Origin of the sequence: Methylobacterium sp. J-001 (assembly GCF_022829565.1) — a bacterium.
In the GTDB taxonomy this organism is placed as follows: Bacteria; Pseudomonadota; Alphaproteobacteria; order Rhizobiales; family Beijerinckiaceae; genus Methylobacterium.
The window spans coordinates 42,963-67,511 of sequence record NZ_JAKSYN010000115.1 but is presented as its reverse complement, the minus strand read 5'-3'; the positions used below and the strand labels follow the sequence as shown (position 1 = coordinate 67,511).

19 protein-coding genes are annotated in these 24,549 nt (G+C 69.7%); 1 reads left to right on the top strand and 18 read right to left on the bottom strand.

What is annotated here, in order from left to right; all coding sequences use genetic code 11:
* Positions 1-147: 147 nt before the first annotated feature.
* The 11 genes from MKK65_RS12770 to MKK65_RS12720 all read right to left on the bottom strand — a co-directional run bounded on the left by MKK65_RS12770 (position 148) and on the right by MKK65_RS12720 (position 13,383).
* On the bottom strand, positions 148-1,029 hold the full coding sequence (locus MKK65_RS12770; protein ID WP_058191440.1) for an outer membrane protein assembly factor BamD: 882 nt from the start codon (positions 1,027-1,029) through the stop codon (positions 148-150).
* A 192-nt stretch (positions 1,030-1,221) separates the two neighbouring features.
* Positions 1,222-2,169 carry a UDP-3-O-acyl-N-acetylglucosamine deacetylase gene (lpxC, locus tag MKK65_RS12765; RefSeq protein WP_243958054.1) on the bottom strand — a complete coding sequence of 316 codons (948 nt, stop codon included), beginning with the start codon at positions 2,167-2,169 and terminating at the stop codon, positions 1,222-1,224.
* A gap of 437 nt (positions 2,170-2,606) precedes the next feature.
* Positions 2,607-4,373: a cell division protein FtsZ gene (gene ftsZ, locus MKK65_RS12760; protein WP_243958052.1), complete on the bottom strand. Its 1,767-nt coding sequence runs from the start codon at positions 4,371-4,373 to the stop codon at positions 2,607-2,609.
* 92 nt (positions 4,374-4,465) lie between these two features.
* The gene (ftsA, locus tag MKK65_RS12755; protein ID WP_007562333.1) at positions 4,466-5,788 is read right to left on the bottom strand and encodes a cell division protein FtsA; all 1,323 of its coding nucleotides are present in this window, start codon (positions 5,786-5,788) and stop codon (positions 4,466-4,468) included.
* A 52-nt stretch (positions 5,789-5,840) separates the two neighbouring features.
* Complete coding sequence (locus MKK65_RS12750) at positions 5,841-6,797, bottom strand: cell division protein FtsQ/DivIB (protein WP_243958051.1); 957 nt, start codon at positions 6,795-6,797, stop codon at positions 5,841-5,843.
* On the bottom strand, positions 6,764-7,687 hold the full coding sequence (locus MKK65_RS12745) for a D-alanine--D-alanine ligase (RefSeq protein ID WP_243958049.1): 924 nt from the start codon (positions 7,685-7,687) through the stop codon (positions 6,764-6,766). Before MKK65_RS12745 ends, MKK65_RS12750 begins: the two co-directional genes overlap by 34 nt.
* A gap of 113 nt (positions 7,688-7,800) precedes the next feature.
* Complete coding sequence (gene murB, locus MKK65_RS12740) at positions 7,801-8,727, bottom strand: UDP-N-acetylmuramate dehydrogenase (RefSeq protein ID WP_243958047.1); 927 nt, start codon at positions 8,725-8,727, stop codon at positions 7,801-7,803.
* Positions 8,728-9,065: 338 nt separating this feature from the next.
* Positions 9,066-9,545, bottom strand: a complete 480-nt coding sequence (locus MKK65_RS12735) for an endonuclease domain-containing protein (RefSeq protein WP_243958045.1) — start codon at positions 9,543-9,545, stop codon at positions 9,066-9,068.
* Positions 9,546-9,551: 6 nt separating this feature from the next.
* Positions 9,552-10,958: a UDP-N-acetylmuramate--L-alanine ligase gene (gene murC / locus MKK65_RS12730; RefSeq protein ID WP_243958043.1), complete on the bottom strand. Its 1,407-nt coding sequence runs from the start codon at positions 10,956-10,958 to the stop codon at positions 9,552-9,554.
* A 152-nt stretch (positions 10,959-11,110) separates the two neighbouring features.
* Positions 11,111-12,220, bottom strand: a complete 1,110-nt coding sequence (gene murG / locus MKK65_RS12725) for an undecaprenyldiphospho-muramoylpentapeptide beta-N-acetylglucosaminyltransferase (RefSeq protein WP_243958041.1) — start codon at positions 12,218-12,220, stop codon at positions 11,111-11,113.
* Complete coding sequence (locus MKK65_RS12720) at positions 12,217-13,383, bottom strand: FtsW/RodA/SpoVE family cell cycle protein (RefSeq protein ID WP_243958040.1); 1,167 nt, start codon at positions 13,381-13,383, stop codon at positions 12,217-12,219. Before MKK65_RS12720 ends, murG begins: the two co-directional genes overlap by 4 nt.
* A gap of 283 nt (positions 13,384-13,666) precedes the next feature.
* Between MKK65_RS12720 and MKK65_RS12715 the strand changes: the two genes are divergently transcribed.
* A complete protein-coding gene (locus MKK65_RS12715; protein WP_243958039.1) occupies positions 13,667-15,142 on the top strand; it encodes a PAS domain S-box protein in 1,476 nt (491 codons plus the stop codon).
* A gap of 149 nt (positions 15,143-15,291) precedes the next feature.
* Here the strand turns inward: MKK65_RS12715 and murD are convergent, their stop codons facing one another.
* The 7 genes from murD to rsmH form a co-directional block, all read right to left on the bottom strand.
* Positions 15,292-16,656 (bottom strand): UDP-N-acetylmuramoyl-L-alanine--D-glutamate ligase, encoded by a 1,365-nt coding sequence (gene murD / locus MKK65_RS12710; RefSeq protein WP_243958038.1) that lies wholly within the window; start codon positions 16,654-16,656, stop codon positions 15,292-15,294.
* A gap of 207 nt (positions 16,657-16,863) precedes the next feature.
* Positions 16,864-17,949 carry a phospho-N-acetylmuramoyl-pentapeptide-transferase gene (gene mraY, locus MKK65_RS12705; protein WP_058194184.1) on the bottom strand — a complete coding sequence of 362 codons (1,086 nt, stop codon included), beginning with the start codon at positions 17,947-17,949 and terminating at the stop codon, positions 16,864-16,866.
* 89 nt (positions 17,950-18,038) lie between these two features.
* Positions 18,039-19,490, bottom strand: a complete 1,452-nt coding sequence (locus tag MKK65_RS12700; protein ID WP_243958037.1) for a UDP-N-acetylmuramoylalanyl-D-glutamyl-2,6-diaminopimelate--D-alanyl-D-alanine ligase — start codon at positions 19,488-19,490, stop codon at positions 18,039-18,041.
* Positions 19,491-19,509: 19 nt separating this feature from the next.
* Positions 19,510-20,970, bottom strand: coding sequence for a UDP-N-acetylmuramoyl-L-alanyl-D-glutamate--2,6-diaminopimelate ligase (locus tag MKK65_RS12695; RefSeq protein WP_243958036.1), 1,461 nt, complete (start codon positions 20,968-20,970; stop codon positions 19,510-19,512).
* Between the two features lie 10 nt (positions 20,971-20,980).
* A complete protein-coding gene (locus MKK65_RS12690) occupies positions 20,981-22,921 on the bottom strand; it encodes a peptidoglycan D,D-transpeptidase FtsI family protein (protein ID WP_243958035.1) in 1,941 nt (646 codons plus the stop codon).
* A gap of 6 nt (positions 22,922-22,927) precedes the next feature.
* Complete coding sequence (locus MKK65_RS12685; protein ID WP_058194188.1) at positions 22,928-23,341, bottom strand: hypothetical protein; 414 nt, start codon at positions 23,339-23,341, stop codon at positions 22,928-22,930.
* Positions 23,338-24,408: a 16S rRNA (cytosine(1402)-N(4))-methyltransferase RsmH gene (rsmH, locus tag MKK65_RS12680; RefSeq protein WP_243958034.1), complete on the bottom strand. Its 1,071-nt coding sequence runs from the start codon at positions 24,406-24,408 to the stop codon at positions 23,338-23,340. Before rsmH ends, MKK65_RS12685 begins: the two co-directional genes overlap by 4 nt.
* Positions 24,409-24,549: the final 141 nt, after the last annotated feature.

The following is a 24,549-nucleotide window of genomic DNA, read 5'->3' as shown; positions in this document are numbered from 1 at the left end:
AGACATAAGGCCGCTGCGGCGCGGATTCACCCCAAAAATGCGACGTCCGCCATCCCCAGTGCCGCGGGGCTGCGCAGACGAGAAAGGCCCGGAGCGGCGGCTCCGGGCCTTGGGGCGTCGTCGTGCGGGCTGCAGCCCGCGCGGTTCTCACTCGGCCGAGGCGGTCTTACCGGTCACGGTCCGATAGATCTTGGACAGGAACGAGGTCTTCTCCTCGCGCGGCTCGAGGCCGCCCTGGGCCAGGAGCGCGTGCGCATCCTTGTACCAGGGGCTATCCGGGAAGTTATGCCCCAGCACGGCCGCGGAGTTCTGCGCCTCCTGGGTGATGCCGAGCGCCCAGTACGCCTCGGTCAGGCGCTCGAGCGCCTCTTCCGCATGGCGGGTGGTCTGGTACTTGGCGACGACGTCGCGGAACCGGTTGATCGCGGCCGGGAAGTTGCGCCGCTCCAGGTAGAAGCGGCCCACCTCCATCTCCTTGCCGGCGAGCTGGTCACGGGTGATCTGGATCTTGGACCGTGCGTCGGTCGAATATTCCGAGGTCGGATACTTCTGGACCAGCTCCTGGAGGGCAACCAGAGCCTTCTCGGACCGGTCCTGATCACGGGTCACGTCCGGGATCTGCTTGTAGTTCGACATCGCCATCAGGTACTGCGCGTAGGCGGCATCCTTGCTGGCCGGGTGGCGCTGCAGGTACCGCTTCGCCGCGCTGATCGCCTCGTCGTACTTCTGGCCCTCGTAGTTCGCGTAGGCTGTCATGAGCAGCGCCTTCCGGGACCACTCGGAATACTGGTACTGCTTGTCGAGGTTGTCGAATTTCTTGACGGCGCCCTCGTAGTCGCTGTCTTCCAGCTTGGCCAGGCCCTCGCTGTAAAGCTTGTCCGCCGGGACGTCCGGTACGACCTCGGGCTTATACTTCTCGGCGAAGAGGTTGGTCGGGTCGAAGTCGCAGCCACCGAGGCCCAGGCCGAGGACGGCCACGAGGGGCGCCATGAAGGCCGCCGCCCGGCGATGACGAATGGTGACAGGCATCTGGCGCTCTTTCCCGGAACCGGCGCACGTCCCGCGCCGTCGTGCCATCGCGTGAGTGGATCCGACCCGACCGGGCCGTGCCCGTCGTTCACGGACTATTAAACGGTGACGTTTGATTCGGGCACGAAAGCGGCAAGGCTGCGGCAGCCTGGATCGGTTGCCGGCTGTGGCCCGCGGGTGACAGTTTCGGGATCAGAGCTCGCCGGCGAAGGCGGCGATGCCGAGGCCGACGCCGAGTTCCGAGAGCACGGCCTCGCGGCGCGAGCCTTGCGCCTCGACGATGGCGTAGTTCGATCGGTCGGCGAACAGGGCGGAGAGCACGCCGACGTTCATCCGGTGGCCGCCACAATAGGAGCGGTAGGCCCCCTGGATCGGCAGGCCGGCCAGCGCGAGGTCGCCGACCGCATCGAGGATCTTGTGGCGGACGAACTCGTCCGGGAAGCGCAGGCCCTCGGGATTGACCACAGCGGTCTCGCCGACGGCGACGGTGTTCTCCAGCGAGGCGCCCAGCGCGAAGCCGGCCTTCCAGTAGCGCTCGACGTCCTTCATCATCCCGAAGGTGCGGGCGCCGGCGATCTCCCGGCGGTAGGTGGCGGGCGACAGGTCCATCGCCTTGCGCGACCGGCCGATCATCGGGCTGTCGAAATCGATCTCCACGTCGAGGCGGAAGCCCCGGTCGATCGGGCGCAGTTCCGCGAAGGCGCGGCCGGTCTCGATGCGGACGTGGCGCAGGACCTTGAGCCAGCGGCGCGGGGTGGCGCAGGAAGCGATCCCGACCGTGTCGATGGCGTGAACGAATTGGAGGGCAGACCCGTCGAGGATCGGCATCTCGGGCCCGTCGATCTCGACCAGGGCGTTGTCGACACCCAGTCCGTAGAGGGCCGACATCAGATGCTCGATGGTGGCGACGGCACCGGTCTCGACGTCACCGATGACGGTGCAGAGTTCGGTGGCGGAAACGAGGGCGTGATGGGCCTTGATCAGGCGGTCGTTGCCATGGGTGGTGCTGGTGCGAAGAAACGCGATGCCGTGATTGGCGGGAGCGGGCCGAATCGTGATCTCGGCCGGGTTTCCGGAATGGACCCCTACGCCCGAGAGCGTCACGGGCCCCTTCAGGGTCGTCTGTTTATGCGTTCGCATTCATTAGCCCCCGGCCGCGATCAGGTCCCGCCATCCCGACCGGGGATGGTGAGGAAACTGTCCGATCCGTCCGCTGCTTGAAGCCACATCCGCGCTATCAGGTTGTGTCCTGCAGCGCGTCTCATTGGTCTACGAGTGTCTATAGCTGCACCGCACAGGGCCGCCAAATCACGGATTCTTACGCTCTGTTACAGACACGCTTGCTGCTGGGAGCCGCTAAAAACGTGATGGCACAAAGGCTTAAAGCTTGGTTAATGCGTGGCTAACCGACGGTCATTCTGTGGCGTCGATGCATCACGCGCCTGGGGATAGCGTCACAAACGTTAACGCCGCTGTGACTCCTGTCCTCCGGATCAGCAACCAAGAATTGCTTCTGTGCAGCGCGAAGAGCCGGCGGTTTCCCGCCGGCTCTGCTTCTCGTCCCGGATCGAGGCCGTTCAGTTCGCCTGGCGGCGGAGGAACGCCGGGATCTCGAGCTGGTCGTCGTCCATCATCCGCGATTGGGGCGCGATGCGGCCTTGGGCATCGAGGCCGCCCTGGGCCGGCCGGTACTGCGGCGCCGCCGGGAGCGGGGCGCGCGGGGCCGGCGGCACGTGGGGATGGTTCAACTGCGGCTGAGCCAAGTGCTGCGGCTGGGCTGCGTGCGGCTGCGGAGCGACCGGGGCCGCGGCCCGCGGGGCGGGCACGCCTTCCATCTCGTCGCGCTTTCCACCGAAGCCGACGGTTGCGAGGCGACGCAGCAGCGAGGTCCGCTTGGACTCCGGCGCTGCTTCCTCGGCCGCCCGGTTCGCCAGGATCTGATTCTGGGCGATCGCCGGCAACTCGTGGATCTGCGGCATGCGCGGGGCCCGGGCGAGCGGCGCGGCGGCCGGGGCAGCCGGACGCGGCGGCACGAACGGGCCGGCCTGGAACTGCGGCGCCGGCTCGGCCTGCTGCTGGGCGGGGGCCGGGACGAACGGCGCGGCGGCGCGCGGCTGGGCCGGGGCGAGGTGGACCTCGTCACGAGCGACCGGCGCGGGCGCCTCGAACCGGGTCTCGGTCCGGGCCTCGGGGGCCGGCTGCGGGGCGGCCGGCGCCACGTTCTGTGCGGGAGCCTGGGCGATCGAGTCCGTGCGGATGCTCGGAACCGGCGAAGACGCGCGGGCCCGGGCCTCGGCCCGCAGGCGCTCGGCCACCTCGGCGATGCGCTGCTCGGTCTCGGCGATGGCCGGGTTGTTGGTCGAGTTGGCCGAGATCAGCAGCGGCTCGATACCGGTGGCGACCACCGACACGCGGATGATGCCGTCGAGGCTCTCGTCGAAGGTGGCGCCCAGGATGATGTTGGCGTCCTGATCGACCTCCTCGCGGATGCGGGTGGCGGCCTCGTCGAGCTCGTACAGGGTTAGGTCGGAGCCGCCGGTGATCGAGATCAGCAGGCCGCGGGCGCCCTTCATGGAGACGTCGTCGAGGAGCGGGTTGGCGATGGCGGCTTCGGCGGCGCGGTTGGCGCGCTTCTCGCCCGACGCCTCGCCGGTGCCCATCATGGCCTTGCCCATGCCGCGCATGATCGCCCGGACGTCGGCGAAGTCGAGGTTGATCAGGCCTTCCTTGACCATCAGGTCGGTGATGCAGGCGACGCCCGAGTAGAGCACCTGGTCGGCCATCGCGAAGGCGTCGGCGAAGGTGGTCTTCTCGTTGGCGACCCGGAACAGGTTCTGGTTCGGGATCACGATCAGGGTGTCGACCGCGGCCTGCAGCTCCTGGATGCCGGACTCGGCGGTGCGCATGCGGCGCACGCCCTCGAACTGGAACGGCTTCGTGACGACGCCGACCGTCAGGATGCCCATGTCGCGGGCGGTGCGGGCGATGACCGGCGCGGCGCCGGTGCCGGTGCCGCCGCCCATGCCGGCGGTGATGAAGCACATGTGGGCGCCCGAGAGCTGGTCCCGGATCTCGTCGATCACCTCGTCGGCGGCGGCGGAGCCGACCTCCGGGTGGGAGCCGGCGCCGAGGCCCTGGGTGACGCCCAGGCCCATCTGGATCACCCGCTCCGCCTTCGAGGAAGTGAGCGCCTGCGCATCGGTGTTGGCGACCACGAACTCGCAGCCGAGCAGGCCCGACTCGATCATGTTGTTGACTGCGTTGCCGCCTGCGCCGCCGACACCGAAGACGGTGATGCGGGGCTTGAGTTCCCGGATGTCCGGCGCCTGGAGGGTAATGGCCATGGTGTCGAGCCTCTCGCTTACTCTGCTTTCCGTGCGGCGCTGCGGCGCCGATCTTTTTTCGATCCCCTGCCGGTGAGGGCGGGGGTGAAACCTTAGAAGCTGTCCCGGATCCAGCGCCCGACCCGGCTGATGTACCGGTCCGATCCCGTGGCCGCGAAGGCGCCGTGCCCCCGCGGCTCGAAGTGCTCGGCATGCGCCACCTGCGGGTAGACCAGCAGGCCGACGGCGGCCGAGAAGGCCGGTCCCTTGGCCGCCTCGGGCAGGCCGCGGATCCCGAGCGGCCGGCCGATCCGGACCTGGCCCTGGAGGACCCGCCGGGCGACCTCCGGCAGGCCGACGAGCTGGCTGGCGCCGCCCGTCAGCACCACCCGGCGGCCCGCCTGGGCGGCAAAGCCGGCGTCGCGCAGACGGTCGCGCACCAGCTCGACCACCTCCTCGACCCGCGGCTTGATGATCCGCACCAGCTGCGAGCGCGGGATGTGGGCCGGGGCCTCGCCCTCGTCCTCGCCGACCCCGTGCACGGCGATCATGTCGCGATCGTCGGACGGGGTGGAGAGGGCCGAGCCGTAGAGGGTCTTCAGCCGCTCGGCCGCGGCCATGCGGGTGGAGAGACCCCGGGCGATGTCCATGGTCACGTGGTGGCCGCCGACCGCCACCGCGTCCACGTGGACGAGGTGGCCGCCCGAGAACACCCCGACGCTGGTCGTGCCGCCGCCCATGTCGACGACGCAGACACCCATCTCGGCCTCGTCATCCACCAGGGCCGAGAGCCCGGCGGCGTAGGGCGTGGCGATCACCGCCTCGACCCCGAGATGGCAATGCTCCACCGCCAGCATGACGTTGCGGGCGGCGGCGAGCTCGCTGGTGACGACGTGCAGGTCGACCCCGAGGGCCTCGCCGATCATGCCCGACGGATCGATGACCGCACCCTGGCCGTCCAGCGCGTAGCCGGTCGGCAGCGCGTGCAGCACGGCCCGGCCCGGGCTGACGCCGTGGGCGCTCGCCGTCTCCAGCACCCGCTCGACATCGCTGCCGGTGACGGTGCCGGAGCGAACGTTCACCCGCGCCTGGAAATGCTGCGATGCGAGGCGGCCGCCGGACATGTTGACGATGACCGACTGGACCTCGACCTTGGCCATCCGTTCGGCGGCGTGCACCGCCTGCCGGATTGCGCCCTCGGCGGCAGCGAGATCGACGATCGCACCACCCTTCAGCCCCAGCGAGCGCTGGTGGCCGATGCCGATGATCCGGGCGAGGTGCGTCCGGCCGCGCAGGGTCGAGAGCGCTTCGGCGGGCTGCAGCTCGGCGATGAGGCAGACGACCTTGCTGGTGCCGATGTCGAGCACCGAGAGGGTGGTCGAGCGTCGGGCCGAGAGCGGCTTCAGTCGCGGCGTGAGGCCGTGTTGGCTGTGCATAGACACTACCGGACGCAGAAGACGGGACGGGCGGAGATCGCGGTTGAGGGCATCAGCTGGCCGCGCCCTTCTTCTTCGCCTTCTGGGCTTCCGCACGGGCGGCGGCGGCCTCCTCGGTCAGGCGCACCACCACGCGGTCGGGCATGCGCAGATCCACCGCGATGATGTCCTTCTCGAGCAGCCCGGCGTCGCGCTCGAACCTTACGAGGCGGGCGAGCGCCGCGGCCGGCTCGTTCTCGGGGAGGCGCACATCGACGCCGTCGAGCTTGAGCGTCCAGCGCCGGCCGGAGACGTAGGTCCCGGCCTTGATCCGCTCGGAGAGCGGCCCGGCGGCGGCGATGAGGGCGAGGTATTCCGGAAGCTTGTTGTTGGCGTCGTCGCCGACGACCAGCGGAAGGCTGGCGTAGCGGTCGTCCCGCATGGCGTCGATGACGGTACCGTCGGCTGCGATCACGTTGATCTCACCATTCTTCTGCCAGAGGGCGGCGGGCTCGCGCTCGACCTGGGTGATGGCGATCTCGTTCGGATAGATCTTGCGGACCGAAGCCTGGGCGATCAGCGGCACGCGCAGCAGCTTCTCGCGCACCTCGACGACGTCCAGGAACGGGACCGAGGAGCGCCAGTCGATCCCAGCGGCGGCGAGCACCTCACGCTCGTACATCCGCGAGATGCCCGAGATGGTCACGCGCTCGACGCCGAAGCCGAGGACCCGGGCGGCGATATCGAGGGGCCGGCCCTGCTCCGCCACGAAGGACTCGTAGCGCCCGCTTGCCACGAAGCCGGCGAGCGCCACGGCGGCGAGAGATACAGACACGCCCACAGTGCCGACGCCCCGCGGCAAACGCTCGGTCAGCTGCTGGCCCTTGCGGGCCCGGCGCACCGAGAGGGAGCGGGCCGGGGCGCGTCCGGTCAGCCGGTCCAGCGCGGCGCCGACAAGGCGCGCGGGAAGGCTGCGACCGGCAGCGTCACCGCCGCTCAGCGATTCAGAGAAGCGTCCTCCACCATCCATCGGACGAGCTCACCGAAACCAAGGCCCGCATGGGCCGCCATCTCAGGCACAAGGCTTGTCTGGGTCATGCCGGGTTGCGTGTTGACCTCGAGAACCACGAGCAAACCGGTTCCACCCGGTGTGTCGTCGTAGCGAAGGTCGGCACGGCTGACGCCCCGGCAGCCCAGTGCTTGATGCGCCGTTAACGACAACTCTTGGACACGCTGGTAAACATTTGGTTTAAGTTCGGCCGGCAGCACGTGGACCGAGCCCCCCGGGGCGTACTTCGCGTCGTAGTCGTACCACTCCCCCGTGGAGGCCTTCACCTCGATCACCCCGAGGGCCTTGTCGCCCATCACCCCGCAGGTGAGTTCGCGACCGGCTATGTAAGGTTCTGCAAGGACTTGCTCGCCGAACGTCCACTCTTCCGAGGCGAGGATCTGGGGTGGGTGCGACCGGCCGTCGCGCACGATGATGACCCCCATGGAGGAGCCCTCGGCGATCGGCTTGACCACGTAGGGCGGCGGCAGCGGATGGTTTTTTGCGGCCTCGAACCGGTTAACGACCCGACCCTCGGGCACGTCGACGCCGGCGGCGCGCATCACCGTCTTCGCCCGCTCCTTGTTCATGGCCAGCGCCGAGGCGAGTACGCCCGAGTGGGTGTAGGGAATCTTCAGGATCTCCAGCAGGCCCTGGATCGTGCCGTCCTCGCCGTCCGGGCCGTGCAGGGCATTGAAGGCCACGTCCGGTCGCAGGGCGGTGAGCACGGAGGCGATGTCGGCGCCGACATCGACCCGGGTGACCCGGTACCCCTCCCCTTCGAGCGCCGCGGCGCAGGCCGCGCCGGAGCTGAGCGAGACCTCGCGCTCGGCGGAGGTGCCGCCCAGGAGGACGGCGACGTGCTTGGACATGGTGGGCTCCTCGGAAAGGTCAGTCTCGAACGGGGACGTAGGCGGAGACGGTGCCGCCGGCCGGCTCGATCATCACCGCGTCGCGCATGATCCGTTCCCTTCGCGCCTCGATCTCAGGTCTCGATCGCAGGCACGCCGATCCGCCGGATCTCCCAGCGCAGCGCGATCCCGCTGGTCTCCCGCACCCGGCGCCGGACCTCCTCGCCCAGCCCCTCGATGTCGGCGGCGGTGGCGCCGCCGGTGTTGATCAGGAAGTTGCAATGCATCGGCGAGACCTGGGCACCCCCCCGAGTCAGGCCCCGGCAGCCGGCGGCGTCGATCAGCTGCCAGGCCTTGCCGCCCTCCGGGTTGGCGAAGGTCGAGCCGCCGGTACGCTCGCGGATCGGCTGCGCGGCCTCGCGGGCGGCGGTCACACGCGCCATCTCGGCCTCGATCGCGGCGCGGTCGCCAGGCTTTCCGCGAAACAGGGCGCGGGTGAAGATCACGTCCTCGGGCGCATCGGAATGGCGGTAGGAGAACCCCATATCGGCGTGGCCGAAGCGGCGCAGCGCGCCGGTCCGGTCGATGCCATGGGCCTCGACCAGCACGTCCGTGGTCTCGCCGCCATGGGCGCCGGCGTTCATGCGGAGGGCGCCGCCGATCGAGCCCGGGATGCCCCGATAGAAGGCGAGCCCGTCGAGCCCGGCCTCGGCCGCCGCCTTGGCGAGGCGCATATCCGGCACGGCGGTGCCGACTTGCAGCGTCTCGCCATCGATCGCAATGCTGCCGAACGCCTTGCCGCCGAGCCGGATGACCACGCCCGGCACCCCACCATCGCGGACGATCAGGTTCGAGCCGAGGCCGATCGCCGTGACCGGCACGTCCGGCTCCAAGGCGGCGAGCAGGAGCGCGAGATCCTCCTCGTCGGCCGGGGTGAACAGAACCTCGGCCGGGCCGCCGACCCGGAACCAGGTGAGGTCGGCCAGCGGCTGATCGGCGATCAGGCGCCCGCGCAGGGCCGGCGCTGCGGCGCGGATTCGGTCGTGAAGCGATGCGGTCATGGTGTGATCTCCCCTCTCCCCGCTCGCGGGATCACGGTTTTCACACGGCTCAGGAGGCGGCACCGGTCTTCGCTCCCCGCGCGCGTGGAGAGGCCCGCATGGACCTTGTCGTCCGTGCGGGAAGCGCAGGCGAAGCCGGAGCGGCGGTGAGGGGGCTTGAACGGATGAAGCTCATCCGGAGCCGCCCCCTCACCTTCGGCTGCCGCCTCGCTCCGGCGACGACAAGGTCGCCGGAGCCCTCTCCCCGCAAGCGGGGCGAGGGGATCAACGTGTCGACGATGGAGCTGAAACATAGACCGCCGCCGTGCAAAAGGCATGAAATCCGAGCTGTAAATTCGCTAGGCCTTCGGTGGGAGGGATGCGACGTCCCGGTCGTTGCGTCGAGGCGGCTCCGACAAGGCTTCGTCCGGAGCCGCCCCTTTACTTTTGCCCTTCGGGCTTGCCGCGCTTCCACCCTCTCCACGCGTGCTGGGAGAGGGTGGAAGCGCGGCCAGGATGGTGTCCAGAACTGCACCGATATTGTTGGCGATCTCGGGATTCCAGAAACGGAGGACGCGGTAGCCCTGCGCTGTCAGCCATGCGTCCCGAACGCGATCGCGCGCATTGTCCGCGTGTTGGCTACCGTCGATCTCGACGATGAGACGCGCCTCGCGACAGCAGAAATCCGCGACGTAGAGCCCGATCGATTCCTGTCGCACGAACTCGAAGCCGGCGAGACGTCGATCGCGCAGGCGATACCAGAGACGGCGCTCCGCCTCCGTCTGAACGAGGCGCAGATGCCGACGGAATCGCGCGGGTTCCGTCTGGGCCGATCGCATCCCCCCTTACTTCCCCCGCGCGGCGAGTTCGCTCGGCAGCGCGTAAGCCCATTGCGTGATCGTGCCGGCGCCCAGGCACACGACGTAGTCGGTGGGCTTGGCGAGTTCGGCGACGATCCCCGCCAGCTCCTCGGGGCGCTCCAGGGGACGGGCGTCGCGGTGGCCGCGGGAGCGTAGGCCCGACACCAGGGCGTCCCGATCGATCCCTTCGATCGGCGCCTCGCCGGCCGTGTAGACCGGGGCCACGATCACTGTGTCGGCATCGTTGAAGCAGGTGCAGAAATCGTCGAACAGCGAGGCCAGCCGGGTGTAGCGGTGCGGCTGCACCACCGCGATGACGTTGCCGTCGGTCGAGGCGCGGGCGGCCTTGAGCACCGCCTTGATCTCCACCGGATGGTGTCCGTAATCGTCGAAGATCGTCGCCCCGTTCCACTCGCCGGTGCGGGTGAAGCGGCGCTTGACGCCGCCGAAGCCCGCCAGGGCCCGGCGGATCGCGTCGTGCGAGACGCCGAGCTCGTTGGCGACGGCGAGCGCTGCGGTGGCGTTGAGCGCGTTATGCTTGCCCGGCATCGGCAGGACGAGATCTTCCATCTCCATGCGGAAGCCCGGGCGCCGGTCGCGGATCATCACGCGGAACCGGCTCTGGCCGCCCTTCAGGTCCACGTCGAGCAGGCGCACGTCGGCCTGGGGATTCTCGCCGTAAGTGATGATGCGCCGGTCCTCGATATGCCCGACCATGTCCTGCACCACCGGGTGGTCGGTGCACATCACCGCGAAGCCGTAGAACGGGATGTTGTCGATGAAGCGCCGGAACGCGTCCTTCACCGCATCGAATGAGCCGAAATGGTCGAGATGCTCGGGATCGATGTTGGTGACGATGGCGACGTCGGCCGGCAGCTTGAGGAAGGTGCCGTCGGATTCGTCGGCCTCCACCACCATCCAGTCGCCCTCGCCCATCCGGGCATTGGTGCCGTAGGCGTTGATGATGCCGCCGTTGATCACCGTCGGGTCGAGGTTGCCGGCGTCGAGCAGAGTGGCCACCAGCGAGGTCGTGGTGGTCTTGCCGTGGGTGCCCGCGATCGCGACGCAGGACTTGAAGCGCATCAGCTCGGCCAGCATCTCGGCGCGGCGGACCACTGGCAGGCGACGCTCGCGGGCGGCCTGAAGCTCCGGGTTGTCCCGGCGGATCGCCGTCGAGACCACCACCAGGGCGGCCGCGTCGACGTTCTCGGCCTGGTGGCCGACGAAGGTGCGGATACCGTTCTCGGCCAGCCGGCGAACATTGGCGTTGTCCGAGGCGTCGGAGCCCTGGACCGTATAGCCGAGGTTGCTCATCACCTCGGCGATGCCGGACATGCCGATGCCGCCGATGCCGATGAAGTGGATGGGGCCGAGCTTGTCGGGCAGCTTCATCTGTCGTCGTACCTTCCGTAAAGTCATGGTTTCAAAAGGTCCGGGACCTTTTGCGGGTGCAGGGCGGCGCCCTGCATCGGGCTTCGCCGTGCTCCATCAGGGCTCCGCCCTGACAACCCGCCAAAGGGCTGAGCCCTTTGGAAACCCGATTGCTAACCGCTTCTGGCCGTCGCGATGACGACCTCGGCCAGCCGCTCGGCGGCGTCGTGGATGCCCGCGCTTCTGGCCGCATCGGCCGCCGCGGTCAATTTTGCCGGCGTCGCGAAGCAGGCGACCAGCTCGGCGGCGAGGCGATCCGGGGTGAAGTCGGCTTGCTTGAGGGCCAGCGCCGCGCCGATCGCCTCGAGGGTCGCGGCGTTGGCCGCCTGATCCTGGTCGAGGGAGCCGGGCAGCGGCACCAGGATCGACGGCCGGCCGATCGCCGACAGCTCCGAGACCGTCGAGGCGCCCGAGCGCGAGACCACGAGGTGGCTCGCGGCCATGCGGGCCGGCAGGTCCTTGAAGAACGGCGCCGCCTCGAGCCCGGCGAGCCCCAAGGCGAGGTAGCGGTTCTGGACCGCCGTCAGGTCTTCGGGCCGGACCTGCTGGACGAGGTGCAGGCGCGACCGCAAGGGAGCGGGCAGGCGCTCGATCGCCTCGGGCACGACCTCACCCATGACCCGGGCGCCCTGGCTTCCGCCGAACACCAGAAGACGGAGGAGGTCGCCGTCTCGGAACGCAGAATACGGAACCTTGGCCGCCTCGATCACCGCAGGGCGGAGCGGGTTGCCGGTGTGGATCCGGGTCGCACGCGCCTTGTCGGGCACGCCGCGGACATCTTTGAAGCCGGTGGCGATGGTCCGGGCCCCGCGCGCCAGGAAGGCGTTGGCCCGGCCCATCACGGCATTCTGCTCGTGCAGCACCGTCGGCACCCGCAGGATCTGGCCGGCGAGCACCGGCGGCACGGTCGGGTAGCCGCCGAAGCCGACGATGGCGGCCGGGTTGATCCGCCGGATCTCCTTGGCGGCGACGCCGAAGCCGCGGCCCAACGTCAGCACGGCGCTCGCCCGCTTCAGCGGCGACCGGCCGGATGGCGTCGCCGAGGCGATGGTGACCACCTCGGAGGCCGGGAACTCGCTCGCGATCGCATCGACCCGGGCATCGGTGGCGAGTGCCACCCGGATGCCCCGGGCCCGCAGGGCGTGGGCGAGGCTCTCGGCCGGGAACAGGTGGCCGCCGGTCCCGCCGGCGCAGAGGAGGATCGTGGGGGTGAAGACGGTCACCGCATCACTCCGGCGACGGTCGCCGAGGCGGTGCCGGGCGGCTTCTGACTGAGCAGGACGGTGCGCGGGCGCTTGCGGGTCAACGCAACCAGGAAGCCGGTACCGAGTGCCAGCGAGATCATCGACGAACCGCCGAAGGAGACGAACGGCAGGGTCATGCCCTTCGCCGGCATCAGCTGCGTGTTCACCGCCATGTTGATGCAGGCCTGGAGTCCGAACAGGGTGGTCAGGCCGGTAATCGCCAGGCGGGAAAAGGTATCATCGGTGCGGCGGGCGAGCTTGAGGCCGCGCAGCACGATGAAGGCGAACAAACCCACGAGGCAGAGGCAGACGATCACGCCGAACTCCTCGCCGGTGACGGAGAAGATGAAGTCGGTATGTGCGTCCGGAAGGTGCCGCTTGGCCACCCCCTCCCCCGGGCCGGTGCCGAACCAGCCGCCCGAGCGGAACGATTCCCGGGACCAGAAATCCTGGAAGCCGCCCCCGGAATCGCGGTCGAGGAACTTGTTGAAGCGCTCGCGGACGTGATGGAAGAACAGGTAGGCCGCGAACACGCCGCCAAGGCCGAGGACGCCGAGCAGCGCCACCCAGATCAGGTGCAGCCCGGCGACGAAGAACAGCGCGCACCACACCATGGTGATCAGCATGGTCTGGCCGAAATCCGGCTGGAGCAGCAGCGGCACGATGGTGACCGGCAGGAGTAGCATCGCCAGGAAGCCGCCCGGCATGTCACGCCGCTGCGCGCCCTCCGAGAAGGCCCAGGCGGCCACGACCACGAAGGCCGGCTTGACGAATTCGGACGGTTGCAGACCGATCGGACCGAACTGGATCCAGCGATGCGCGCCCTTGATCTCCGGGCCGAACTTGCCCGCGAGCAGGCAGAGCGTGACGCCGCAGACCCAGGTGACGAGCGCCAGCCGCCGCACCCCGCGCAGGGACAGGAACGACACCGCGCAGATCAGCAGGATGGTCGGCGCCAGGTACAGCGCCTGCCGGTTGAGGAAGTAGAAGGTCGGCAGGCCGATGCGCTCGGCCACCGGCGGGCCGCCGCCCATCAGGAAGACCAGGCCGGCCACCATCAGCGCAAACAGCGCCGCGAGCAGCCCGCGGTCCACCGTCCACCACCAATCGGTGAGGGGTGTGCGTTCCGCGCGTGAGATCATGCTGGGCAACGACTCCAGGCCGCGCGGAGTCCGGTCCGCGTGGGTCAGGCCGATCCTGTGGGGGAATGGTAAACGGAGCCTTATGGCCGGCCGAGGCGCGCCATCCGGCGGATCGGGCTCGTGGAGGGAATTACCGTATTCGTCGGATCTGTACTGGGGCTGGCGTCATCGAATGTTAATTTCCTGCATGCAACTCTGGCGTGCATCCCCACCTGGATCGGAAAGCGGCGTGTCGAGCGCGCCGCTTTGCCAGGCCCGGTCCGCACAGCAGAAGCCGACCCTCATGTTCGCTGCTTTGAATGCCCGTGAAGCGCGCGCCAAGCTGGCTGCCCTCGACCGTGTTCAGGGGATGATCGAATTCGATCTCGACGGGCGTATCCTGTCGGCGAACGCCAATTTCCTCGATGCGGTCGGCTACACCCTGCCGGAGGTGGTCGGCCAGCATCACAGCCTGTTCGTCGAGCCGGCCTACCGGGACTCGCCGGACTACCGGGCGTTCTGGGAGCGCCTGCGTGCCGGGGCGTTCGAGACCGGTCAGTTCCGGCGGGTCGGTCGCGGCGGCCGCCCGATCTGGATTGAGGCGTCCTACAATCCGATGCTCGATGTCCGCGGCCGCCCCTACAAGGTGGTGAAGTTCGCCACCGACATCACCCGGCAGCGCACCGAGGAGGCCGACCGCGCCGGCCAGATCGCGGCGATCCACAAGGTGCAGGCGGTGATCGCCTTCGACCTCGACGGCATGGTGATCGAGGCCAACGACAACTTCCTGTCCGTGATGGGCTATGGCCGCGACGAGGTCGTGGGGCAGCACCACGGCCTGTTCGTCGAGCCCGCCTACCGGGACAGCGAAGCCTACCGGGCATTCTGGGCGGCACTGCGGAACGGCACCTACCAGGCCGCGCAGTTCCGGCGCTTGGGCAAGAACGGGCGCGAGGTCTGGATCCAGGCCTCTTACAACCCGATCCTCGACGCCGCCGGCCGGCCCTACAAGGTGGTGAAATTCGCCACCGACATCACCGAGCAGGTCCGGCTGCTCGCCGACCTGCGGACGCTGATCGACAGAAACTTCGGCGCGATCGAGCACGCCGTCCTGCATTCCAGCGATGCCGCCCGGCTGGCCTCAACGGCTGCGGATTCGACCTCCGGCAATGTCCAGACCGTGGCGGCGGCGGCCGAGGAACTCGCCGCCTCCGTCGCCGAAATGTCCCAGAGCATCGTGCGCTCGCAGAGCGCCACCGACACCGCCTATGCCTGCGTGCGGGAGGCTGACGGCCACACCAAGCGGCTCGCCGACAGCGCGACGGCGATGTCCAGCATCGTCGGCCTGATCCAGAGCATCGCCGGCCAGATCAATTTGTTGGCCCTCAATGCCACGATCGAGGCGGCGCGTGCCGGCGAGGCCGGCCGGGGCTTCGCGGTGGTCGCCTCCGAGGTGAAGGCGCTCGCCGACCAGGCGGCCCGGGCCACCGGGCAGATCAACGGCGAGATCGCCAGCGTACAGCAGGTCTCCCAGGAGGTGGTGGTGGCTTTGGGCTCGATCGGGGCCTCGGTCTCGGTGATGCGCGAGACCGTGGTCTCCACTGCGGCCGCTATCGAGGAGCAGAGCGCAGTGACCCGCGACCTCGCCGAAAGCATGCAGAGCGCCGCGGGGGCGGTGACGGCGATCACCGGTAATATCGGGGCGATCGCGCAAGCCGTGGCCGACGTCTCGGAGGCGGTGGCGACCACCCGCGACGCCGCCAAGGTTCTGGCGCGCTGATCGGCCCGGAACGGGTTTCCGAAGGGCTCAGCCCTTTGGCAGGGTTCGGGGGCGGAGCCCCCGATGCATCGGGCAAAGCCCGACAGCAGGGCTCCGGCCTGCACCCGCAAAAGGTCATCGACCTTTTGAAACCCTAACGATCGATCCCTTCAGGGCAGCGCTCGCACCAGCTCCCGGAACCGGTCGCCGCGAATTTCGAAATTGCGGAACTGATCGTAGGAGGCGCAGGCCGGCGAGAGCAGCACCACCGGCTCCGGGGCACCGGAGGCGGCGGCGTTCTCGGCGGCCTTGGGCACCGCGACCTCCAGGGTCTCGCACCGGGTGTAGGGCACGACGCCTTCGAGCGTCGCCGCGAAGGCGTCCGAGGCCGCGCCGATCAGGTAGGCGTGGGCGACCCGCTGGAAATACGGCACCAGCGGGAAGATCCCGCCCTCCTTGGCCTTGCCGCCGAGGATCCAGTGGATGTCGCGGAAGGCGGTGAGCGCCTTCTCGGTGGAATCCGCGTTGGTCGCCTTGGAATCGTTGACGAACAGCACGGCGCCGCGCCGTCCGACCTCCTCCATCCGGTGCGGCAGCCCCGGGAAGGACGAGAGGCCGGCCTGGATCTCTTCGCCCGTGAGGCCGAGGGCACGGGCGACCGCCACCGCCACGGCGGCGTTCTGCCAGTTGTGGGCGCCGCGCAGCGACCCGATGCCAGTGACATCGGCCAAAGCCGTGCTCTCGGGATCGCGGACGATGCCGTCGCGCACCGTCAGGGCGTCGGCGCACAGCGCGTCACCGGTGGGCACGTGAACCCGCACGAGGTCGCTCGCGCGCCGCTCGGCGATGGCCCGGCTCGGACCGTCGTCGATGCCGATTACCGCCAGGCCCGATCCAGAGATCAGACGCTCCTTGATGGCGGCGTACTGCTCCATGGTGCCGTGGCGGTCGAGATGGTCCGGCGTGATGTTCATCAGCACGCCGACCGTCGGGTCGAGGCCCGGCGTCAGGTCGATCTGGAACGACGACATCTCGATCACGTGGATCCGGGCCGCGTCCGGCGGCGCCAGCGACAGGATCGCGGTTCCGATATTGCCGCCCATCTGCACGTCGCGCCCGGCCTGGGCGAGCACATGGGCTATCAGCGCCGTGGTGGTCGACTTGCCGTTGGTGCCGGTGATCGCCACGAACGGCGCCCCGGGCGCCCGCACCCGGCGCTCCCGGCAGAACAGCTCGATATCGCCGATGATCTCGGTGCCGGCCTCGCGGGCGAGCCGGACGGTCCAGTGCGGTTCCGGATGGGTCAGCGGCACGCCGGGGCTGAGCACCAGGGCGGCGAAACCCGACCAGTCGGCCTCGCGCAGATCCTGGTTGCCGATACCCGCGTCCCGCGCGCGCGCCACGCTGTCGGCATTGTCGTCCCAGGCGACGACCTCGGCGCCTCCGGCTTTCAGCGCGGTAGCCGTGGCCAGCCCAGAGCCGCCGAGCCCGAACAGGGCGACCTTTTGGCCTTCGAAAACGGTGACGGGGGTCATGGACGGCTCGGGATGCGATGACGGCAATCGGCCGATCCCACCCCGACCCGTCGTCCTGAATTGCCCGCGTCAGCGGGCTTTGACGGAGCCCTCCAGGGATCGCGCGGCCGGCTGGAGGGCTCCTTCAAGGCGCCCGCTTCGCGGCCGCACCTCAGGATGAGGACCCGATTGGGATCGGCCTATCTGTGGACAATCTAGCACATATTCTCAGCGCAGCTTCAGGGTCGCCAGGCCGGCGAGCGCCAGGATGACCGCGATGATCCAGAACCGGATCACGACCTGCGGTTCCTTCCAGCCCTTCTGCTCGAAATGGTGGTGGATCGGCGCCATCCGGAAGACGCGCTTGCCTGTGAGCTTGAACGAGGCGACCTGGATGATCACCGACATCATTTCCAGCACGAACAGGCCGCCGACGATGGCCAGGACGATCTCGTGCTTGGTCGCCACCGCGATGGTGCCGAGCAGGCCGCCGAGCGCGAGGGAGCCGGTATCGCCCATGAAGATCTGGGCCGGCGGCGCGTTGAACCACAGGAAGCCGAGGCCCGCCCCGATCACCGCGCCGCAGACCACGGCGAGCTCGCCGCTGTCGCGGACGTAGTTCACCTGGAGATAGCTCGCGGTGAACGAGTTGCCGACGAGATACGCGATGATCCCGAAGGTGCCGCAGGCGATCATCACCGGCACGATCGCCAGCCCGTCGAGGCCGTCGGTCATGTTCACGGAATTGCCGGCGCCGACGATCACGAACGCCCCGAACAGGGCGTAGAACCAGCCGAGATTGAGCAGCGCGTCCTTGAAGACCGGAAAGGCGAGCTGGTTCTGGAGGGCGGCGGGCGAGTAGACCGAGACGATCGTGCAGGCCGCGATGGCGATCATCGCTTCCAGCGACAGCCGGAACTTGCCGGAAAAGCCCTTGTGGGACTGCTTCGTCACCTTGAGGTAGTCGTCGTAGAAGCCGATCGCCCCGAAGCCGAGGGTCACGGTCAGGGTCACCCAGACGTAGTGATTGCGCGGGTTGGCCCAGAGCAGGATCGCCACCACGGCGCCCGCCAGGATCATCAACCCGCCCATGGTCGGCGTGCCGCGCTTGGTCAGCAGATGGGTCTGCGGCCCGTCTTCGCGGATCGGCTGGCCCTTGCCCTGGCGCAGGCGCAGCAGGGAGATGATCCAGGGCCCGAACCAGAACACGAACAGGCCCGCCGTGAACAGCGCGCCGCCGGTGCGGAAGGTGATGTAGCGGAAGACGTTGAGCGGCGAGAACGTGCCACTCAGTTCCGAGAGGAGGTACAGCATCCGGGCGCTCGGCCCCTTTGTTCAGGCGCGGGTTTCGGGGGGCGGCACCGATCGTCGCGAACGCTCGGGCGTGCCGATCATGGGGCGGATCACGGGGCGGCGGCCAGTCCGCGCCGGGCCGGGTCGACCGCGTAGCGGGCTTTCAGCACATCGACAATCCGCCCCATGCGGCTGCCGTTCGATCCCTTGACCATCACGGCGTCGCCGGACCGCAGGTTGCGGGTCAGCGGCTCGATCAGGTCGGCGGCGGTGTCGGCGACGCCGCCGCGGCGGCTCACCGGCAGCGCCTCGAACAGATTGCGCATCAGCGGCCCGGAGGCGAAGACCAGATCGATCCGCGCGGCTTCGATCGCCTCGGCGAGGCCGCGATGCAGATCGGGGGAGGCCGCGCCGAGCTCCAGCATGTCGCCCAGCACCGCGATGCGGCGGCCGCGCGGGCCGGTCTCGATGCCGGCGAGCGTCGCGATCGCCGCCCGGACCGAAGCCGGATTGGCGTTGTAGCTTTCATCAACCAGATAGGCGGTGCCACCGTCGATCTCGAGGGCGGTGCGCTCGCCGCGCCCGACCGGCGGGGCCAGCCCGGCGAGCGACAGCGCTGCTTCGGCGAGGTCGGCGCCGAGCGCATGGACTACCGCCATCACGCCGAGGGAATTCAGGGCCGCATGCCGCCCGGCGGTGCCGAGCTTGTAGGTGACGGGCTGGCCCATCACCACGGCGTCGACCACCGACAGGTCGGGGCGCAGCACGATCTTGTGGGCGCGCACGTCGGCCTCCGGGTGCTCGCCGAAGCTGATCACCCGGCCGGCGCGCGAGGCGCGCGCATGGGCGAGCAGGCGCTCGAAATGCACGCTGTCGCGGTTGATGATCGCGACGCCGCCGGGCTCGAGCCCGGAGAAGATCTCGCCCTTGGCGTCCGCGATCGCCGAGACCGAGGCGAAATGCTCGATATGAACCGGCTCGACCGTGGTGATCAGCGCGATGCCGGGGCGGACCTGGGCGGTCAGCGGCACGATCTCGGCCGGGTGGTTCATGCCGATCTCGAATACGCCGTAGCGCGCGGCGCGCGGCATCCGGGCGAGCGTCAGGGGCACGCCCCAATGGTTGTTGTAGGAGGCCGCCGAGGCGTGGGTCTCGCCTTGCGCGGCGAGCACGTGGCGCAAGGCCTCCTTGGTCCCGGTCTTCCCGACGGAGCCGGTCACCGCCACCACCTGGGCGTCGGTGCGCGCCCGGGCGGCCTCGCCCAGACGCGTCATCGCGGTCAGGACCGGGTCGGCGCCCCGTTCCGGGACCGCCAAGACCGGACCGTGCGCCGACAGGTCTGCGGCGCGGGCCTCGCTGATCACCGCCGCTCCGGCTCCACGTCGGAGTGCGTCGGCGACGAAATCGTGGCCGTCACGGGTCTCGCCTCGGATTGCGAAGAACAGGTCGCCGGGCTCGATCGTGCGGGTGTCGATCGAGGCGCCCGTGATCGGGCGACTTCCGCCGATCAGGCGCCCGCCGGTGGCGGCTTCGAGCGCGTCGCGGGTCCAGAGTGCAGTCATGGTCGGTCCCCGGTCACCGTCACGCTGTCGCCTCGGCGATGGCGGCCCGCAGGATCTCGTGGTCCGAGAACGGCAGGGTGCGATCTCCCACGATCTGGCCGGTTTCATGGCCTTTGCCGGCCACGACCAGCACGTCGCCGGGTCCGAGGCGGCGCACGGCTTCGTGGATCGCCCCCGCCCGGTCGCCGATTTCCTCAGCCCTCGGAGCGGCTTCGAGGATTGTCCGGCGGATCGCCGAGGGATCCTCGGTGCGCGGATTGTCGTCGGTGACGATGACGGTATCGGCCAGCCGCTCGGCGATCGCACCCATGAGCGGGCGCTTGCCCCGGTCGCGGTCGCCGCCGCAGCCGAACACGACCATCAGGCGTCCGGACGCGAACGGCCGCAACGCGGTCAGGACGCTCTCCAGCGCCTCGGGCTTATGGGCGTAATCGACGAGGCACAACCCGCCCCGCGCCTCGCCGATCCGCTCCATCCGGCCCGGCACGCCGGTGAGGTGGTCGAGGGCCGCGAACACGCCGTCCGGATCGGCGGCGCCGGCGGGTGTGGCGAGCGCCAGCCCGGCCGCGACGAGGGCATTCGCGACCTGGAAATCGCCGACCAGCGGAAGACGCACCGTCCGGGTCACGCCGTCATGCAGGAGCGTCACGGCTTGCGCGAAGCCCTCGGTCTGCGCCGAGACGAGGCGGATTTCCGTTCCCGCGCGCCCGACCGTGCGGACCGGACGGCCGGCACCCACGGAAGCCGCGATCACCTGATCGGCATACGCCCCGTCGGTGTTGACGATCGCCGGGCAGCCTTCCGGCAGCAGGTCGGTGAACAGGCGCAGCTTGGCCGCGAGGTATTCCTCGATGCTCGCGTGGTAGTCGAGATGATCGCGGCCGAGATTGGTGAAGCCCGCAGCCGTGAGCCGTACGCCGTCGAGGCGGCGCTGTTCGATCCCGTGTGAGGACGCCTCCATGGCGAGCTCGGTCACGCCCTCGCGGGCGAGCCGGGCCAGGGTCTGGTGCAGCGTGACGGGGTCTGGGGTCGTCAGCGAGCCGTATTCTGCACCGCGATTGGTGACGATCCCGACGGTGCCGAGGCTCGCCGCGTCGCGGCCGAGGCGGGCCAGGATCTGGCGCACGAAATCCGCGACTGAGCTTTTGCCTGCCGTACCGGTCACCGCGACCACGGCCCCGGGCTGCGTACCGGCGAGCCGGGCGGCGGCGAGCGCCAGCGCCCGGCGGGCATCCGGAACCGCGATCCAGGCGACGGACTCGGGCAGGTCGGCGGGGCGATCCCCCTCCCCGGCCACCGCAACGGCGCCGCGTCCGGCGGCTTGGGCGGCGAACAACCGCCCGTCGGCCTTCGTGCCGGGTACGGCGACGAACACGCTTTTGGGCGCCGCCTGCCGGCTGTCGGCGGTCAGCGCCGTCACCGTCAGGTCGGCGGTCGGACCGGTGGCCTCCGGGAAGAGATCGGCGAGCCGGGCGGTCATCGCTGCACCATCATGGGCCGCCGAGCTGGTTGATGTGGTAGGCGTTGAGCTTGACCATCTGGGGGAACGGCCGCACTGGCGGCTCGAACTGCGGCGGCAGTCCGAGGATCGGGGCGACCCGCTCGATCACCTTGCCGGTGACCACGCCCGAGTTCCAGGCCGCGGTAGCGTAACCGCCCGATTCCGGCAGGCCCTGCGGCTCGTCCATGATCGTCACGAACAGGTATTTCGGGTCGTTCATCGGCGCCGCCGCCATGAAGGTGGTGAACAGACGGTTGTGGATGTAGCGGCCACCGATCACCTTCTCGGCCGTGCCGGTCTTGCCGCCGACGAAGTAGTACGGGATCGCCGCCTTCTTGGCCGAACCCTCGGCCGCGTTGAGGCGCATGATGTAGCGCATCGCCTCGGAGGTCTGAGCCGAGAGCACGTGCGTGGCGCGCGCCTTGTCTTCGGGGGCGGCCTTCAGGAAGGTCGGGGTGATCAGATCGCCGCCATTGGCGATCGCCGCCACCGCGGCGGCCGCCTGGATCGGTGCCACCGCGATGCCGTGGCCGAACGCGATGGTGATCGTGTTGATCTCGGTCCAGCGGGACGGGACGATCGGGGCCGCGCTCTCGGGCAGCTCGGTCCGCAGCCGGTCGAGCAAGCCCATCTTCTTCAGGAAGGCCTTGTGGCCAGGCACGCCGACGCCCAGCGCCATCTTGGCCGAGCCGATGTTGGAGGAGTGTGTGAACACCTCGGGCATGGTGATGACCCGGTTGGTGCCGTGATACTCGTGGATCTTCTGCCGGCCCCAGTTCAGCACGCCGCCGCGGGTGTCGAAGGTCGAGTTGACGTTGTACTTGCCGGAGTCGAGCGCCATGGCCAGCGTCATCGCCTTGAAGGTCGAGCCCATCTCGTAGACGCCGACATTCATGCGGTTGATGCGGTCGGGCGAGAGCGCGTCCTTCGGGTCGTTCGGGTCGAAGTCCGGCATCGAGACCAGGGCGATGACCTCACCGGTCTTCACGTCGAGGATCATCGAGGCGCCGGCCTTGGCCTTGAAGTGATCGATGCCCCAGGCCAGCTCGTCGCGTACGGCGAACTGGGCGCGCAGGTCGATGGAGAGCTGCACCGGCTTGAGATCGGCCTGCTTGTTGACCAGCCCGAAGCTGTTGAGCGCCTGCAGGCCGGTGGAGTCGATGTACTTCTCCATGCCGGCGATGCCGACGCCATCGAGGTTGGTCGCCCCGAGGATGTGGGCGGCGGCGGTGCCGTTCGGGTAGACCCGCTTGTGGTCGGGCAGGAAGCCGATGCCCGGGATGCCGAGCCGGTGGACCTCGGCCTGCTGCTTCGGCGTCAGCTCGCGCTTCACCCAGACGAAGCCCGCGCCCTTCTTGTCCTTGCGCGAGGACAGCTTGGCGCGCAGCTCCGAGGCGTTGAGTTCCGGCAGGACCGCGGTGAGCAGCTCCACCGCCTCGTCCTTGTCGTAGATGTTGCCGGGCTCGGCGAAGACCGAGACGGTGCGAATATCGGTGGCCAGGATCTCGCCGTTGCGGTCGACGATGTCGGGCCGGAACGCCGTCGAGGAGGCGGCCGCGACCCGGTGCTCCTGGCTGGGCGGATCGCCGAACACGGCCATCATCAGGAGCTTGGCCGAGATCGTCCCGAACACCCCGACGAAGACCAGCCCGACCAGGGCGACGCGCATATGCGAGCGCTCGATGGCGAGCCGGAACATGCTCCGCACGAACGCCTTGGCGCGGGCGGCACGCAGGTCCGGATGCACCGCCCGGGCGGCGGCCTCGAGGGCGGCCGCATCGTGCTCGGACACGGCGTAGTGCGCCGCATCGTGAGCTGGCGCCTCCTGCGCCGACGCCTCTTGGGCCGACGCATCTTGGGCCTGTGCGTCGTGCTCCGAGATCTGCGTCTCGGCTGCCGCGTCTCTGGTGTGGTCGGCGTCTTCGGACACGGGTGATTACCTCGAAGCGGTATTCGGGGTGCGGGTCGTGGTGACGGTGCGGGTGATCGCGCCGGTGGTGCGCGGCTCGATCCCGCCCTTATCTTTCGGCGTCGCGGTCGCAGCGAGCAGCCGGCCGATCTCGTCGCCGCGCTCCGGGCGGGCTGGCAGGTCCGACAGGCGGGCCAGGTGGCTGGTCCCGATCGGCTCGAGGGCCAGGTGCTTGTCCACCGCGGCCTGCAATCGATCCGGCCGGGTCAGCAGCTGCCACTCGGCGCGCAGCACTGCGATCGCCTGACGCTCCTTGTGGAGCGCCGTCTGCAGCTTCGAGACCTGACCGCCCTGGTAGAGCGTGTCGTACTTGATCGAGTAGGCGTAGATCGCCGAGGCCACGAGGCCGGCGACCGCCAGGAGGTTCAGCAGGCGGATCATCGGCGATGGCCCCCGCGGGCGGCTTCGGGCAGGCTCGCGAGCGCGTGGAGCGCGGCGAGCGGTTCGGGCGTCTCGGATTCGGTGCGCTCCGCGGCCCGGAGCTTGGCCGAGCGGGCGCGCGGGTTGCGGGCCGTCTCGGCCTCGCCCGGCAGGACCGGACCCTTCGTGACGAGGCGGAAGCTGCGGATCGTCTCGGCGGGGCCGCCCGGCAGGTGGCGCGAGCCTTGGGCGGATCGGCCGCTGCGGGCGGCGAAGAACTGCTTGACGATCCGATCCTCGAGGGAGTGGAACGTCACCACGGCCAGCCGTCCGCCCGGGGCGAGGATCCGCTCCGCGGCGTGGAGCGCGCGCACCAACTCGCCGAGCTCGTCGTTGACGGCGATCCGCAGACCCTGGAACGTCCGGGTCGCCGGGTGGATGTGGCTGCCGGGCTCGGCCCAGACCACGCTGGCGACCAGCTCGGCGAGCTGGGCGGTGGTCTCGATCCGGCCGCGGCGGCGGGCCTCGTGGATGGTCCGGGCCACGGCGCGCGAGCGCCGCTCCTCCCCGTAATGGTAGATGATGTCGGCCAGCACGGTCTCGTCGGCCTCGTTGACGAGGTCGGCGGCGCTGGGGCCGTCATTGCCCATGCGCATGTCGAGGGGGCCGTCGTTGCGGAACGAGAAACCCCGCTCCGGTGTATCGATCTGCATCGACGAGACGCCGATATCGAGCACCACCCGGTCCGCCCGGGGCTCGCCGGCCTCGCTGAGCAAGGCGTCGAGATCGCCGAACCGGCCGGGGACGAGGCGCAGGCGTCCACCAGCCTCGGCGACCAGGGGCTGACCGTCGGCGATCGCCGTGGGATCGCGGTCGATGGCGATCACGCGCAGCGTCGGATCGGCCGCCAGCAGGGCGCGGGTGTAGCCGCCGGCCCCGAAGGTGCCGTCGACGGCGAGGCCGCCGTCGAGCTTGAGCGACTCGACGACCTCGTCGAGCAGCACCGGCACATGCGGCTGGTCGGATGCGGCGATGCCGGAGCGGTGCGCGGCGGGGGCCGTCTCGGCCGGCGGGCGGCGCCGAATCATGCGCGCCTCGCCGGGCCGGTACGGGGACAGTCGGGATTTCGGCGCGATCCGGGGTCTCCGGCGCGGATGCGGCTCGTGCGTCTCATGGTGCCCTGTGCCGGGCCGCGCGAGCGCGGCGCGCGTGACGGGAACGGCACCGGA